Here is a 13,749-nt window from a genome sequence, read left to right as displayed (position 1 = left end):
GGGAACTCGACCAACACCGCTTGGGCCTTCCTTGAGGGCGCGCTGTCGGCGACCTGTGCGCCGGGCAAAGCACCCCTCAAGTCACCTCACCCACCTGCGCTCGGATCTCAGGCGAGCCGCACCCGCGCCAGCTGCCGCGACTGGGCGACCAGTCGGTCGGCGCTGTCCCAGACCTCCGCGTCCTCCTCCAGGAACCCGCCCGCGAGGTTGCGCGTGGTGATCGACACCCGCAGCGGGCCCGGCGCCGGGCGCGAGCGTATGTGCACGGTCAGTTCGACCGTCGGGACCCAGCCCGAGATCCCGATCTCGAAAGCGGTCGGCGGCAGCGCGTCCACCGCCAGCAGCAGCGAGAGCGGGTCGGCGTCGCGCCCGTCGGCCAGGCCGAACCACGCCCGCATCTCGCCCTTGCCGGAGGGCTGTCCGAGCGCCCAGCCAAGGGTGGACGGGTCGAGCTTGAGCATCAGGCGGTCGGCGATGGCCGAGCTGCCGTCGACGGGGGCGGGGCCGTCCTCGGGGCCGAAGCAGTGCTCCATGGGCGGGAACGCCGGCGCCTTGGCCGTCGTACGGACGTCGTCGGGGAGGGAGTCCAGGTCGCCGTAGGAGGCGAGGACGCGGATCCGCTCGACCTCGCGGCCCTGCTCGTCGTACTGGAAGAGCGAGGCCTGGCCGGTGGACAGGGTCCGGCCCGTGCGCACGACGTCCGTGCGGACGACCGCCGGGCCCGGCTGGGACGCGGTCAGGTAGTGCGCGGAGATCGTGAACGGGTCGGCGTGCGGCAGTGCGTCCGCGAGGGCGCGGCCGAGGACGGCCAGCAGATAGCCGCCGTTGACGGCGCTGATGATGGTCCAGCCGGCGGAGAGGTCGATGTCGTAGACGCCGGGCTCGCGTCGGGTGACCGCGGTGTCGCGGTCGAACTCGCTGTCGCCGATCGTGGCCCGGGGGGCCGTCGGGGCAGAGGCTGCTTCTGGCATGGCTGAACGGTACAACAGCTAACTACTAAGCGGTAGCTTTTCTCGACCCCGCCCCGTCTTTGAGGCAGTCCCGGCCCGTCTTTGGCCGTCTGTCAGCTCGACGAGATTCGGGCAACTTTTCGGTAAGTGTCCCGCTCGCCCGAAACCCGGGGCCCGATCTCCCCCTCTATCAGGACATGAGTCTCACCGGGACCCCGTTCCTCTACACGCTCGTCGTGCTGTGCGTCGTCGCCGTCCTGCTGCCGCTCGCCCTCTGGTCGCGGGTGCGCGGCCCCCAGGCGGTGCGGGCCGTCGCCCGGGTGCTGATGGTGCTGTTCGCGCAGGGCACCGCCGTCGCCCTGGTCTTCACGCTGGTCAACAACTCCAACCAGCTCTACGACAACTGGGGCGACCTGCTCGGCACCAGCGACCATGTGCACGAGGCCGCCGACCTCGGGGCGAACGGCACCGGCGGGATCTCCCTGGAGAAGCTCCCGAAGGTCCGCCAGACCTTCAGACCGGGCAAGGGGCCGGGCATGCGCTCGGAGGGCGGAGTGCTCGTCACGCAGCTCAAGGGCCGGGTGTCCGGGGTGCACGCCGAGGTCAACGTCTGGCTGCCGCCGCAGTACCACGAGCCCGCCTACCGCAACCACAGGTTCCCGGTCGTCGAGGTGCTGCCGGGCTATCCGGGCTCGTCGAAGGCCTGGTACGGCACCATGGACGCGCCCCAGCAGCTGGCCCCGCTGATGCGCGGCGGGCAGGTCGAGCCCTTCATCATCGTCTCGCCGCGCACCACCCTGCTGCCCGGCAAGGACACCGGCTGCGCGAACATCCCGGGCAAGGTCAACGCCGACAGCTGGCTCAGCATCGACGTGCCGAAGATGGTCATGGACAACTTCCGGGCCCAGGCGGCGCCGGACGGCTGGGCGGTCGCCGGGTACTCGGCGGGCGCGCACTGCGCGGCGAAGCTGGCGGTCGCCCACCCCGACCGCTACCGGGCCGCGGTCAGCATGTCCGGCTACAACGACCCGATCGCCGTACCCCAGTCGCTGGCCGGCAAGTCCCCCGCCCTGCGGGCCGCGAACAACCCGTACGTGATCCTCAAGGAGTCCCGGGTCCCGCCGCGCGTCGCGCTCTACCTGTCCGGTCAGCCGAAGGACGGCTACGAGGCGGCCATGGCTCTGAAGCGGATCGCGAAGGCGCCCACGACCGTGAACGTGGTGTTCGTCCCGAGCAGCGCCGGCGGGCACACCATGGCGCTGTGGAAGCCGCAGGTCGTCCCGGCGTTCCGCTGGCTGACCGAGGTGATGGGGGGACCGCAGCGCGCCGGTGCGGCGCCGGAGACTACTCCTCTCGCACCGTCGACCGCCGGTTCCAGGCACGCGGAGCTCGCCAGTGGAACCTCATCGCCAGCAACCGCAGCACGAAGGCCGTGACGGCCGCGAGGGTGCTGGTGAGCGGGTTCAGGGCGTCGTAGTGGATGCACAGGACGGTCATCGTGGCGCCGACGATCGCCGGGACCGCGTACAGGTCACGGTCCCAGCGCAGCAGTGACGGCACCTCGTTGGCGAGGACGTCACGCAGCACACCGCCGCCCACGGCGGTCGCGAGGCCCAGGGCGACGGAGGCGGTGAGGTTGAGGCCGTAGTCGTACGCCTTCGTCGTCCCGGCGACGCAGAACAGTCCGAGGCCCGCCGCGTCGAAGACGTTCACTCCGGTCTGGATGCGCTCCACGTGCGGGTGGAGGAAGAAGACGAGCAGCGCGGCGAGCAGCGGGGTGAGGAAGTACCCCAGGTCCGTGAAGGCGGCCGGCGGCACGGCGCCGATGACCACGTCCCGGAACAGCCCGCCGCCGAGGGCGGTGACCTCGGCGAGGACGGCGATGCCGAAGACGTCGAAGTTCTTGCGGACGGCCAGCAGGGCGCCGGAGATCGCGAAGACGAAGATGCCGATCAGGTCGAGCGTGTGCTGGACGGACGGGCTGAACAGTTGCTGGAGCACCCGTACATTCTTGCGCAGCACAAGGCCCCCGCCTTGCAAAGGAAGGCGGGGGCCAGGGCTGGGTTACTTCTTGTCGTCCGAAGTTTCTTCGGGCGTGTCACCGGAGGTTTCGTCGGCCTCCGCCTCGGGAGCCTTCTCGGCCACCGCGGGCTTTTCCGCGGGCTCCTGCTCGGGCTCCGCCGCGGACACCTCCGTGGGCACCAGCTCCGCCGCCTCCTTGGCCACGGACAGCAGGACCGTGTCCTGCGGCTGCTGGTCCTCGAAGTTCTCCGGGTGGTGGCAGGCCACCCGCTGACCGGGGCGCAGCTCGATCAGCGGCGGTTCCGTGGTCCGGCAGACCTCCGTCGCCTTCCAGCACCGGGTGTGGAAGCGGCAGCCGCTCGGCGGGGCGATCGGCGAGGGAACGTCACCGCGGAGCAGGATGCGCTCGCTCTTGGCTCCCCGGCGCTTGGGGTCCGGCACCGGCACGGCCGACATCAGGGCCTTGGTGTACGGGTGCATCGGCGCCTCGTACAGCGAGGTGCGGTCGGCGAGCTCGACGATCTTGCCGAGGTACATCACCGCGATCCGGTCCGAGACGTGCCGGACGACGGACAGGTCGTGCGCGATGATCACGTAGGTGAGGCCGAGCTCCTCCTGGAGGTCGTCCATCAGGTTCACGACCTGCGCCTGGATCGACACGTCCAGCGCGGACACCGGCTCGTCCGCCACGACCAGCTTCGGCTTCAGGGCGAGCGCCCGGGCGATGCCGATGCGCTGGCGCTGACCGCCGGAGAACTCGTGCGGGTAGCGGTTGTAGTGCTCGGGGCTCAGACCCACCAGCTCCAGGAGCCGCTGGACCTCCTTCTTCACCCCGCCCTCGGGCTCGACGCCCTGGAGCCGGAACGGCGCCGAGACGATGCCGCCGATGGTGTGCCGGGGGTTCAGGGAGCCGTACGGGTCCTGGAAGATCATCTGGATGTCCCGCCGCAGCGGGCGCATCCCGGCCGTGTTCAGCCGCGTGATGTCCTTGCCCTCGAAGTGGATCGAGCCGCCCGTCGGGTCCTGGAGCCGGGTGATGACCCGGCCCATGGTCGACTTGCCGCAGCCGGACTCGCCGACCACGCCGAGGGTCTCGCCCTTGCGCACCTCGAAGTCGATGCCGTCGACCGCCTTGACGGCGCCCACCTGGCGCTGGAGGACACCCTTGCGGATCGGGAAGTGCTTCTGCAGGCCCTCGACCTTGAGCAGCACCTCGCGCTCCGCGGCGGGAGCCGACGCCTGCGCCGGGACGGCCGCGTCCGATTTCTTCGTCTCACTCACAGCTTCGGCGCAATCTCTTCGGTCCAGATCCGCGTACGGTCCTCCGCCGAGAGGTGGCACGCGGAGAAGTGTCCGCTGCCGACCGGCTGGAGATCCGGGCGCACGGTACGGGTGACATCGCCCTTGGGGATGTCCGCGTACGGGCAGCGGGGGTGGAAGGCGCAGCCCGAGGGGACGTTGATGAGGCTCGGCGGCTGCCCCTTGACGGGGATGAGCCGGTCCGAGGTCTCCCGGTCGATGCGCGGCATCGAGCCCAGCAGGCCCCAGGTGTAGGGGTGCTGCGGCCGCTCGAAGACGTCGTCGACGGAGCCGCGCTCCACGCACCGGCCGCCGTACATCACCAGGACGTCGTCGGCGATCTCGGCGACCACGCCGAGGTCGTGGGTGATGAGGACGACCGCGGAGCCGAACTCCTTCTGCAGGTCGCGGATGAGGTCGAGGATCTGCGCCTGGACGGTCACGTCGAGGGCGGTCGTCGGCTCGTCCGCGATGAGCAGCTCGGGGTTGTTGACCAGCGCCATGGCGATCATCGCGCGCTGACGCATACCGCCGGAGAACTCGTGCGGGTAGCCGTCGACACGCTTGGCGGGCTCGGGGATACCGACCCGGTCGAGCATCTCGATGGCCCGCTTGCGCGCGACCTTCTTGCTGACGTCGTGGTGGACCCGGTACGCCTCCACGATCTGGTTGCCGATCGTGTAGTACGGGTGCATCGCGGACAGCGGGTCCTGGAAGATCATCGCCATCTCGCGGCCGCGCAGCCGGCGGACCTCGTCCGGCTCGGCGGAGATGAGCTCCTTGCCGCCGAGCCAGATCTCGCCGGACATCTGCACGTTCTTGCCGCGCGCCCCGAGCCGGTGCAGGCCCATGATCGCCAGCGAGGTGACGGACTTGCCGGAGCCCGACTCGCCCACGATGCAGAGGGTCTTGCCCTTCTCCACCTCGAAGCTGAGCCCGTCGACGGACTTGACCAGGCCGTCGTCGGTCGGGAAGTGCACCTTGAGGTCCCGGACCGAGAGGAAGGCGTCGGATCCGTTCGAGGGTGAGCTCGTGGGCTCGCCCACGGCGGCACCGGTCTTGGAGAGTTCGGTCACGAGAGCCTCACGCGCGGGTCGGCGGCGGCGTAGAGCAGGTCCACCAGGAGATTTGCGATCACGACGAAGAGGGCGGCCAGCAGGGTGACGCCGAGGATCGGGGGCAGGTCGTTGTCGGTGATGCCCTGCACCGCGTACTGGCCGATGCCGGGCAGGGAGAACACGGTCTCCGTGATCACGGCGCCGCCGAGCAGCAGGCCCAGGTCCATACCGAAGACGGTGATGATCGGGGTCAGTGCGGCCCGCAGCCCGTGCCGGGCCACGACGTTGCGCTCGCGCAGGCCCTTGGCGCGGGCCGTGCGGATGAAGTCCTCGTTCATCGTCTCCAGCATGCCCGAGCGGGTGAGCCGCGCGTAGATGGCGGAGTACAGCAGGGCGAGCGAACACCAGGCCGGGAAGAGCGTGTTGGCCCACTGCGCCGGATTCTCGGTGAACGGTACGTAGGTGCGGCCGAAGATCGGCCATTGGAAGGTGAAGAGCAGCAGCGCCAGGTTGCCCGTGAAGAACATGGGCAGCGAGACGCCGGCGAGCGCGACACCCATGAACGTGCGGTCGAAGAAGCTGCGGGGCTTGAGCGCGGAGATCACGCCGATGAGCACACCGGACACCAGCCACATCACGGCCGCGCCGGCCGCCAGCGAGAGGGTCACCGGAAGGCGCGAGGTGAGCTGCGGCCACACCTCGACGTGGTTCTTGAAGGAGTAGCCGAAGCACGGCGCGTTGCAATGCGCCGTGGTGGGGCCCAGGTCATAGGTGGCGCCGGCCACGATCCCCTTGATGAAGTGCCAGTACTGGACGTACAGGGGCTGGTCCAGACCGAGGTTCTGCTTGACCGCGGCGATGTCGGCCTTCGTCGGGCTCTTTCCGATGTACTGCTGCGCGAGCTGGTCGGCGGTCTGGCCGGCCATCCGTGGCAGCAGGAAGAAGATCGCGAAGGTGACCGCGGTGACGACCAGCAGCAGGATCACTGCCGCGAGCGTCCGACGGAGGATGTACGAGATCACGGGGACCGGCGCTGGTGCCCGCGGGCCGCTGAGCCCGCGGGCACCAATGCCTTCACCTGCCTTCCGGGGCTACTTCTTGGTCGTGCCGATGTTGAGGTAGTCGTACTGACCGCTGAAGGCCGCCGTGGACACCAGGTTGGTGAAGTTGGCGGGGCGGTAGAGCAGGACCTTGAAGTAGGTCAGCGGGACGAGCGCGGCCTGGTCCATCGCACGCTTGTCGATCTCCGCGTACAGGCTGTTGCGCTCGGTGTCGCTCTCCGTCGCGATGGCCTTCTCGAGCAGCTCGTTGATCTGCTTGTCATCGATGTAGGAGAGGTTGGTGTTGCCGGACGCACCGATCGCGTCACCGTGCAGGATCTGCTGCAGGAAGCCGTAGCCGGACGGCCAGTCGGCACCCCACTGCATCATGTGCAGACCGATGTTCTGCTTCTTGTCGAAGGTCGGCACACCCGCGTAGTCGGTGAAGTACTTGCCCGACGGGTACTGCTTGAGGGTGGCGTTGATGCCGGCCTTCTTCAGCGAGGCGATGATCGCGGTGGCCGCGTCGATCTCCTGCGGACGGTCGCTGCGCGCCGAGATGTTGGTGCTGATGGTCGACTTGCCGCAGGCCTTCAGCTGCTCCTTGGCCTTGGCGACGTCGCCCTTGTTGCCCTCCGTGGCGTAGACGTCCGCCTTCTGGTAGCCCGGGATGTCCGGCGGAAGGACGGTCGTGGCGATGTCACCGCGGATCGGGCCGCCCTCGGCGGTCTGCACGGAGACCTTGTCGATGGCGTACTGGACGGCCTTGCGGCACTCGACCTTGTCGAACGGCGCGACCTGGTTGTTGATCGCCAGGTAGACCAGACGGCCACCGTAGGTGTTGTCGGTGTTCGCCTTCAGGTCCGCGTTGTTGACGACCTTGGCCTGCGTCGCGGCCTGGACGCCACCGCCGCCGAGGTCGATCGCCGTACCGGCCTGGACGTCCTGGTCGATCGTCTCGGCGTTGACCTTGAGCTTGACGACGATCTTGTCCGGGTACTGCTTGCGCAGCGGGTCCGTCTTGGCGTCCCAGTTCTCGTTGCGGACGAGGACGGCCTGCTTGCCCTCGTCGTAGCTCTCGAACTTGTACGAGCCCGAGGAGACGATGCTCTTGACGTAGTCGATGCCCTTGTCCTTGGCCTGGGGCACCGGAGCCGTCTGCGGCGTCGCGACCAGGTAGTCGAACTCCTGGAAGGCACGGTTGAGCTTGAAGACGACCGTGGTGTCGTCCGGCGTCTCGATGGACTTCAGGCCCTCGGCGCTCTTGTCCTTGTAGGGACCCTTGTACTTGTCGCCGCCCTCGAGGAACTGCTGGAAGTAGTTCGGGCCGAGGGAGAGCACGTCACGCGCGAAGTTGGAGCGCTCGACGGCGTACTTGACGTCCTTCGAGGTGATCGGCGTGCCGTCCTCGTACTTCAGGCCCGAACGCAGCTTGTACGTCCAGGTCTTGCCGCCGTCGCTCGGCACGCCCTTGCTCGCCGCGAGGTCCGGGACGAGCTCGTTGCCCGCCTCGCCCGCCGCGGGCTTGAACGTCATCAGCGGGCGCGCGTAGAGCCGGCTGAGGTTGTACATGTACGCGTAGTACGTGTTGCCGGGGTCGAAGGAGTCAGGGACGTCGGAGTATTCGTACGTGACCGTCCCACCCTTCTGGGTGGAGGCGTTGACGACACCCTTGGTCGCTGCGTTGGCCCCAGCCGACTTGTTTCCGTTGTTGTCCGAGTTGTCATCGGCCTTGCTGCAAGCCGAAAGCAGCAGGCTCGCACTGCCGACTGCCGCGACCGCGGCCAGCACTGACCTTCGCATGATGGTGTGCTTCCCCTCCATTGTTGGAAATCTTTGGGACTCTCGCTGCGGCCGCGGATCAGCGGCTGCGCGGGTCGAGAGCGTCACGGAGACCGTCGCCGAGCAGGTTGAACGCCAGGACGGTCACGAAGATGGCGAGGCCCGGAACGATCATGAACTGTGGATCGACCTGGTAGTAGTCGACCGCCTGGTTGATCATTCCGCCCCAGGAGGCCTGCGGGGGCTGGATGCCGACGCCGAGGAAGCTCAAGGACGCCTCGAAGAGGATGTTGGTCGGGATGAGCAGCGTCGAGTAGACGATGATCGGGCCGACGAGGTTCGGCAGCAGCTCCCTGAAGAGGATGTACGGCCCCTTGGCTCCCATCCCCCGGGAGGCGTCGACGAACTCCCGCTCGCGCAGGGCCAGTGTCTGACCCCGGACGATGCGGCCCAGATAGGGCCAGTTGAAGAAGCCGATGACGAAGATCAGCACGCTGATGTGCAGGGGCAGCCCTTCCAGGCCGAAGGCACCGCCCTGCAGGGTGGCCGAGATCGCGATCGCGAACAGCAGGAGCGGGAACGCCAGGAAGGTGTCCATCAGCCTGCTGATGATCGTGTCGACGCGGCCGCCGTAGTAGCCGGCCACGACGCCCAGGATCGCGCCGATCGTGTTGGACAGCAGCGTGGCACCGAAGGCGACGACCAGCGAGACCCAGGAGCCCTCCAGGATGCGGGTGGCGATGTCCCGGCCGAACTTCGGCTCCACACCGAGCGGGTGGTCCCAGCTCATGCCGCCGAAGTCACCCTTGGGCAGCGAGGTGTTGGGGTCGATCAGATCCTGGTTCAGGGCGTTGGGGTCCAGGCCGAACAGCGCCTGGATGGGCCGGGAGAGGATCGCGAGCAGGATCAGCAGGATCACGATGATCCCGCCGGCGACAGCCACCTTGTCCTTCTTGAAGCGGGACCAGGCGATCTGCCCCAGGGAACGCCCCTCGATCTGACTCTTCTTGACGCCGGAGAGCACGGCCTCGGGCTGCGCTTCGGCCGCCGCTCCCGTTGTCTCGATCGGTGCGGTCACGGTGAGATTGACCCCTCTCGGCCGACGGTTGTCGACCCCCTGGCTGCCGCTGTAGCGGTCCGCTCGTTCTCGTACACAGGACCGACCGGCCCGTGTCTTGCGGGGAGTCTTCAACGCATCGGCGATCAGTTGCCAGAGTTGGCGGGGAAAGGATGCGCAACCGTGATGCTGTCTGGGGGGTTCCGTTATCCGAACAGCGGGTAACGGACGGCGGACGCGCGCCACTTGGGGCGTATGAGGGCGGACCGGGACCTTCCGATCGCATCTACGCGCGAAGATGTGCCTATGAAAACGCAGTCAGCGGGCGTGTGCACCTACGAAGTCGGGTTGCCGACTGAACGGTAGGTTAGCTGGCCGAATGATCAGTAACGGCCCTGTGCCGGTGGGTAACCGTAGCCGCCGGCGGGGGCCTGCGCGGGAGCCGCGTGCGCCTCGCGGTCGTAGAACGGGCGGGCGCTCGCGCGCATCCACATCGCGACCGGGTCGTCCTCGTCGGACATCGCCACGGTCGACACCGGCAGCCCGTCCGGAACCGCGCCGAGCGACTGCAGCATCATCGAGCGCACCGAGTCCACCGCGGGCGGGCTGGTGTCGTACACGTCGAGCCCGATGGCGAGATACGGCGCGCCGAGCGCCGGCTGCACCCAGGCGCGGCGCAGGGAGCGCACGGCGGGGGTGCGGTGGGCGTTCTGCGCGAGCAGGGCGTAGAACTGCGGGATCTCGATGCCGGGCTCCGTCAGCCGCAGCGGTCCGGCGGGCTGGCGGTCCAGGCCGGTGGCGATGCGGCGCAGGTCGAGCCAGGGGATGCCGACGCCGCCGCCCGGGGCGTGCGGGTTGAGCCAGAGGCCGTAGTGGTCCGGGTAGAGGGCGCGGGCCACGTCGACGCCGTCGACCACCTCGTAGCCGCGGTTCCAGCCGCTGGCCGACAGCTCCTGGGCGGAGGTGACGCAGGGGGCGTAGCCGTACCCTTCGACCTCCATGTTCCCGTACTGGGCGTCCGGGGAGCCTGCCTGGCCGTGCCACAGCAGCATCCAGATCCGGCCGGCGTCCGGGGTGGCGAGCGCGCGCAGGAGTGCCTCGTAGGCGTCATAGCGCCCGGGGGTCACCTGGCGCAGCATGTGCTCGACCTGACCGGTCGAGGTTGTGCCAGCGCTCACTTTCTACCGCCCCTCCGTACAACACCTTGCCCGCACTGTGCCCCTAGCTTAATCCCGCGCAAGAGCTCGGAACTTGCCGCCGCATCGCGGCTCGCGGGTCGTTCGTGGTCGCACGCGCCCACGCGCCGGGGCCGCACCTCGGCACCACCGCGCGCCCCGGTCGCGGGCGCGTCGCCCAGGCCCCTTGCTAGGCCCCTTGGTAGAAGGGCCGCACCTTCGCCCGCATCCACTCGATCACCGGATCCTGGGCCACGTCCAGCAGGACCAGGTTGACCGGCCACGGGACGGGGACCCGCCCCAGGGCGCGGGCCAGTGCGTCCATGGGGGCGGCGCGCAGGTCGCCCTCCCAGTGGGAGAGTTCGACGCCTATGAACATCACCGGGGCCGCCGTCTCGATCGCCGCCAGACAGCGCCGGGCCGTGGCGATAACGCCCGTCGCGGCGAACTCCGCCGACGCCGCCGCGAGGAAGTCGACCGGGTCGTCCTGCCAGTCGGGCTCGTAGAGCTTGACGCGGCCGCCGGAGTTGAGGCCCTCCAGCGGGGTCCGGCCGACCCGGCACAGCTCGGCGACCGCCGCGGGAGGCAGCGGGACGCCGACCACGCCGTCCGGGTTCAGGGCGATGCCCACATGCGGGGGCAGACCGCGGGCGAACTCCACGGCCGGGGCGATCGTGTACGACATGTGGGCGCCGACGACCTGGCGGAACTGTTCCTCGGAGCTGAAGACCGGGACGTATCCCTGGCCCGCGATCTCCACCGTGGGCAGGTCCAGCGGGCCGCTGTGCGGGCCGCCGCCGCTCGGCAGGGGCACCCAGACGAAGCTGCGGCCGAGCACCTCGATGATCCTCCCGCCCGCCGAGGGCAGGCCGAGGGAGGCCGAGAGCACCTCCTCCAGTTCGTTGCCCGGCCAGCCGCCGTGCGGGTGGAGGTGTGCCGGTGCCGGGAAGTCCGCGGGGAGATCCGCTGCGAAGTCCATCTGTCTGACCGCCTGCTGTGAACCACGTCTGAGGCCCAAAAGGCTAGCCGGTGTCCGGCGCGCGCAGGTCTACGGGCGGTCGTCCCGCGCATACGGCCGGTCAGCCGGCGAAGCCGATCCGGCGCAGGACGTCCGCCGCGTCCCGGTCGATCAGCACCGCCGAGCCGCAGCCCTGGGGCAGATCGCCGTCGGCCACCGAGCGCAGCAGGCGGGCGGCGGCCCTGCGGTGACGCAGGAAGGCGTAGCGCGAGACCCCCCGGCCGCGCTCGCGCTGGCCCTCCAGGGCGGTGCCGGGTGTCACGTCGAGCAGCAGCAGATGCAGGCTGCCGCCGCGCCGGCGGGCCTCGCGGGCCAGCCAGGCGCGCACCCAGGCCTGCGTACCGCAGTCGTGCACGACGACGCCCTTGCCGGTGCGCAGGGCCCGGCGCAGTCCGGCGTAGTGGGCGAGGCGGACCAGGGGGCGGTAGACGCCGTAGGGAAGGAAGCCGGGCATACGGGCGTCCCAGTGGTCCCGGGTGTCCTGGGAGTCGATGCGGATGCCCTTCACCGTGCGCCGCATCAGCGTGGACTTGCCGCTGCCGGGCAGGCCGGTGATGACGACGAGGTCCTTGGGGCCGAAGAGCAGTGCGTGCGGGCTGCGGCCGGAGCGCTCGCGCAGATCGCGGACCACGGGGGCGTGGCGCGTGGCGCGTGCCTCGGCGGCCGGGGCGGCGGGCTGCTTGGGCAGCGCGAGGCCCGAGGTCGTCGCGTACGCCGTGCTGCGGTTCACCGTCATCGTCCTCCTCCGGGGTCAGGATTCCCCCTGCCCACTGAGCGTAAAGAGAAGGTAATAGAGGATCTCTCGTATTTTCGTTCGCTTCCTGCCACAAGCCGGTTACAGAGACGACCCTGCCGCCGACGAGCCCGGCATGCAATGATGTCCGCGCCAACTGCATACCGGCCGTTTGAATCCGCGCGGGAGAGTCCCCGGCACTGCGTCGCCGGGGCGCCGAAGGAGCAAGTCCCTCCCTTGAATCTCTCAGGCCCCGTTACCGCGCGGGCGAGGCACATCTGAAAAGCGGGTCGTCGCGTGTGCGGCGGCTCCACCCAAGGTGCAAGCCGTGATCGTCCCCGTGGCGGTCGTGGCGAACCTCTCAGGTTCCGATGACAGATGGGGAGGAACGACCTCGCCCTCCCCCACGCCCGAATGCGCTCGCGCGGGGGCCCCATCGCCTTGGGAGACAACCGACCGATGAGCAGCACCGAATCCCCCGACCAGCGGCGCACCGCGCTCGATGCCCTGCATCGCTCGCTGGGCGCGACGATGACCGACTTCGCCGGCTGGGACATGCCCCTGCGGTACGCCTCCGAGCGCGACGAGCACAACGCCGTCCGCACCAAGGCCGGCCTGTTCGACCTCTCGCACATGGGTGAGATCACCGTGGCGGGCCCGGACGCTGCCGCGCTGCTGAACCACGCCCTGGTCGGCAACATCGCCTCCGTCGGCGTCGGCCGCGCCCGCTACACCATGATCTGCCAGGCCGACGGCGGCATCCTCGACGACCTGATCGTCTACCGCCTGGCCGAGACCGAGTACATGGTCGTCGCCAACGCCTCCAACGCCCAGGTCGTGCTGGACGCGCTGGTGGAGCGTTCCGTCGGCTTCGACGCCGAGGTGCGCGACGACCGGGACGCGTACGCGCTGATCGCCGTCCAGGGCCCCGAGTCCCCCGGCATCCTGAAGTCGCTCACCGACGCCGACCTCGACGGCCTGAAGTACTACGCCGGCCTGCCCGGCACCGTCGCCGGCGTGCCCGCGCTCATCGCCCGCACGGGCTACACCGGCGAGGACGGCTTCGAGCTGTTCGTGAAGCCGGAGCACGCCGTGGAGCTGTGGCAGGCGCTGACCAAGGCCGGCGAGGGCGTCGGCCTGGTCCCCTGCGGGCTGTCCTGCCGCGACACCCTGCGCCTGGAAGCGGGCATGCCGCTGTACGGCCATGAGCTGACCACCTCCCTCACCCCCTTCGACGCCGGGCTCGGCCGGGTGGTGAAGTTCGAGAAGGAGGGCGACTTCGTCGGGCGCGAGGCGCTGGCCGAGGCTGCCGAGCGCGCCGCGCAGAACCCGCCGCGCGTCCTGGTCGGCCTGGTCGCCGAGGGGCGTCGCGTCCCGCGCGCCGGGTACCCGGTCGTCGCCGGCGGCGAGGTCATCGGCGAGGTCACCTCCGGCGCGCCCTCCCCCACCCTGGGCAAGCCCATCGCCATGGCGTACGTCGACGCCGCGCACGCGGCGCCGGGCACGTCCGGCGTCGGCGTGGACATCCGCGGCAGCCACGAGCCCTACGAGGTCGTGGCGCTGCCGTTCTACAAGCGGCAGAAGTAACGCCAGACGTAGAGACTGACAGCGGCGA

General features: G+C 69.6%; 12 protein-coding genes and 1 riboswitch. Of the genes, 2 read left to right on the top strand and 10 right to left on the bottom strand.

The genetic code is table 11. From position 1 onward, the window contains the following. Positions 1 to 107: 107 nt before the first annotated feature. Positions 108 to 971: a thioesterase family protein gene (locus tag ACIRD7_RS19155; protein ID WP_403454485.1), complete on the bottom strand. Its 864-nt coding sequence runs from the start codon at positions 969 to 971 to the stop codon at positions 108 to 110. A gap of 176 nt (positions 972 to 1,147) precedes the next feature. On the opposite strand from ACIRD7_RS19155, the gene ACIRD7_RS19150 reads away from it, so the two are divergent. After that, positions 1,148 to 2,386, top strand: coding sequence for an alpha/beta hydrolase (locus ACIRD7_RS19150; RefSeq protein WP_403454483.1), 1,239 nt, complete (start codon positions 1,148 to 1,150; stop codon positions 2,384 to 2,386). Here ACIRD7_RS19150 and ACIRD7_RS19145 read toward each other — a convergent pair. From ACIRD7_RS19145 to ACIRD7_RS19105, 9 genes are all read right to left on the bottom strand, one after another. Further along, a complete protein-coding gene (locus ACIRD7_RS19145) occupies positions 2,295 to 2,951 on the bottom strand; it encodes a trimeric intracellular cation channel family protein (protein WP_403455099.1) in 657 nt (218 codons plus the stop codon). The two genes, ACIRD7_RS19150 and ACIRD7_RS19145, sit on opposite strands and share 92 nt — an antisense overlap. A 63-nt stretch (positions 2,952 to 3,014) precedes the next feature. Then, complete coding sequence (locus ACIRD7_RS19140; RefSeq protein ID WP_403454482.1) at positions 3,015 to 4,253, bottom strand: ABC transporter ATP-binding protein; 1,239 nt, start codon at positions 4,251 to 4,253, stop codon at positions 3,015 to 3,017. After that, the gene (locus ACIRD7_RS19135) at positions 4,250 to 5,347 is read right to left on the bottom strand and encodes an ABC transporter ATP-binding protein (RefSeq protein ID WP_403454480.1); all 1,098 of its coding nucleotides are present in this window, start codon (positions 5,345 to 5,347) and stop codon (positions 4,250 to 4,252) included. Before ACIRD7_RS19135 ends, ACIRD7_RS19140 begins: the two co-directional genes overlap by 4 nt. After that, positions 5,344 to 6,351, bottom strand: a complete 1,008-nt coding sequence (locus ACIRD7_RS19130; protein WP_403454478.1) for an ABC transporter permease — start codon at positions 6,349 to 6,351, stop codon at positions 5,344 to 5,346. The genes ACIRD7_RS19135 and ACIRD7_RS19130 overlap by 4 nt, the downstream gene beginning before the upstream one ends. Positions 6,352 to 6,420: 69 nt before the next feature. Next, positions 6,421 to 8,193, bottom strand: coding sequence for an ABC transporter substrate-binding protein (locus ACIRD7_RS19125; RefSeq protein ID WP_403454476.1), 1,773 nt, complete (start codon positions 8,191 to 8,193; stop codon positions 6,421 to 6,423). Between the two features lie 37 nt (positions 8,194 to 8,230). Next, positions 8,231 to 9,229: an ABC transporter permease gene (locus ACIRD7_RS19120; RefSeq protein ID WP_403454475.1), complete on the bottom strand. Its 999-nt coding sequence runs from the start codon at positions 9,227 to 9,229 to the stop codon at positions 8,231 to 8,233. 362 nt (positions 9,230 to 9,591) lie between these two features. Beyond that, a complete protein-coding gene (locus tag ACIRD7_RS19115) occupies positions 9,592 to 10,386 on the bottom strand; it encodes an enhanced serine sensitivity protein SseB C-terminal domain-containing protein (protein WP_403454473.1) in 795 nt (264 codons plus the stop codon). A 187-nt stretch (positions 10,387 to 10,573) separates the two neighbouring features. Further along, positions 10,574 to 11,362: an enhanced serine sensitivity protein SseB gene (locus ACIRD7_RS19110; RefSeq protein WP_403454471.1), complete on the bottom strand. Its 789-nt coding sequence runs from the start codon at positions 11,360 to 11,362 to the stop codon at positions 10,574 to 10,576. 100 nt (positions 11,363 to 11,462) lie between these two features. After that, entirely contained in the window at positions 11,463 to 12,137 is a 675-nt protein-coding gene (locus ACIRD7_RS19105) for an AAA family ATPase (RefSeq protein WP_403454468.1), read from the bottom strand. 170 nt (positions 12,138 to 12,307) lie between these two features. Next, positions 12,308 to 12,406, top strand: a riboswitch (glycine riboswitch). 187 nt (positions 12,407 to 12,593) lie between these two features. Here ACIRD7_RS19105 and gcvT point away from each other — a divergent pair. Then, positions 12,594 to 13,721 carry a glycine cleavage system aminomethyltransferase GcvT gene (gene gcvT, locus ACIRD7_RS19100; protein WP_403454466.1) on the top strand — a complete coding sequence of 376 codons (1,128 nt, stop codon included), beginning with the start codon at positions 12,594 to 12,596 and terminating at the stop codon, positions 13,719 to 13,721. The last annotated feature ends 28 nt before the right edge of the window (positions 13,722 to 13,749 follow it).

The organism is Streptomyces sp. NPDC093568 (genome assembly GCF_044764945.1).
Classification (GTDB): domain Bacteria; phylum Actinomycetota; class Actinomycetes; order Streptomycetales; family Streptomycetaceae; genus Streptomyces.
This window is presented reverse-complemented; position numbering and strand designations above follow the sequence as displayed.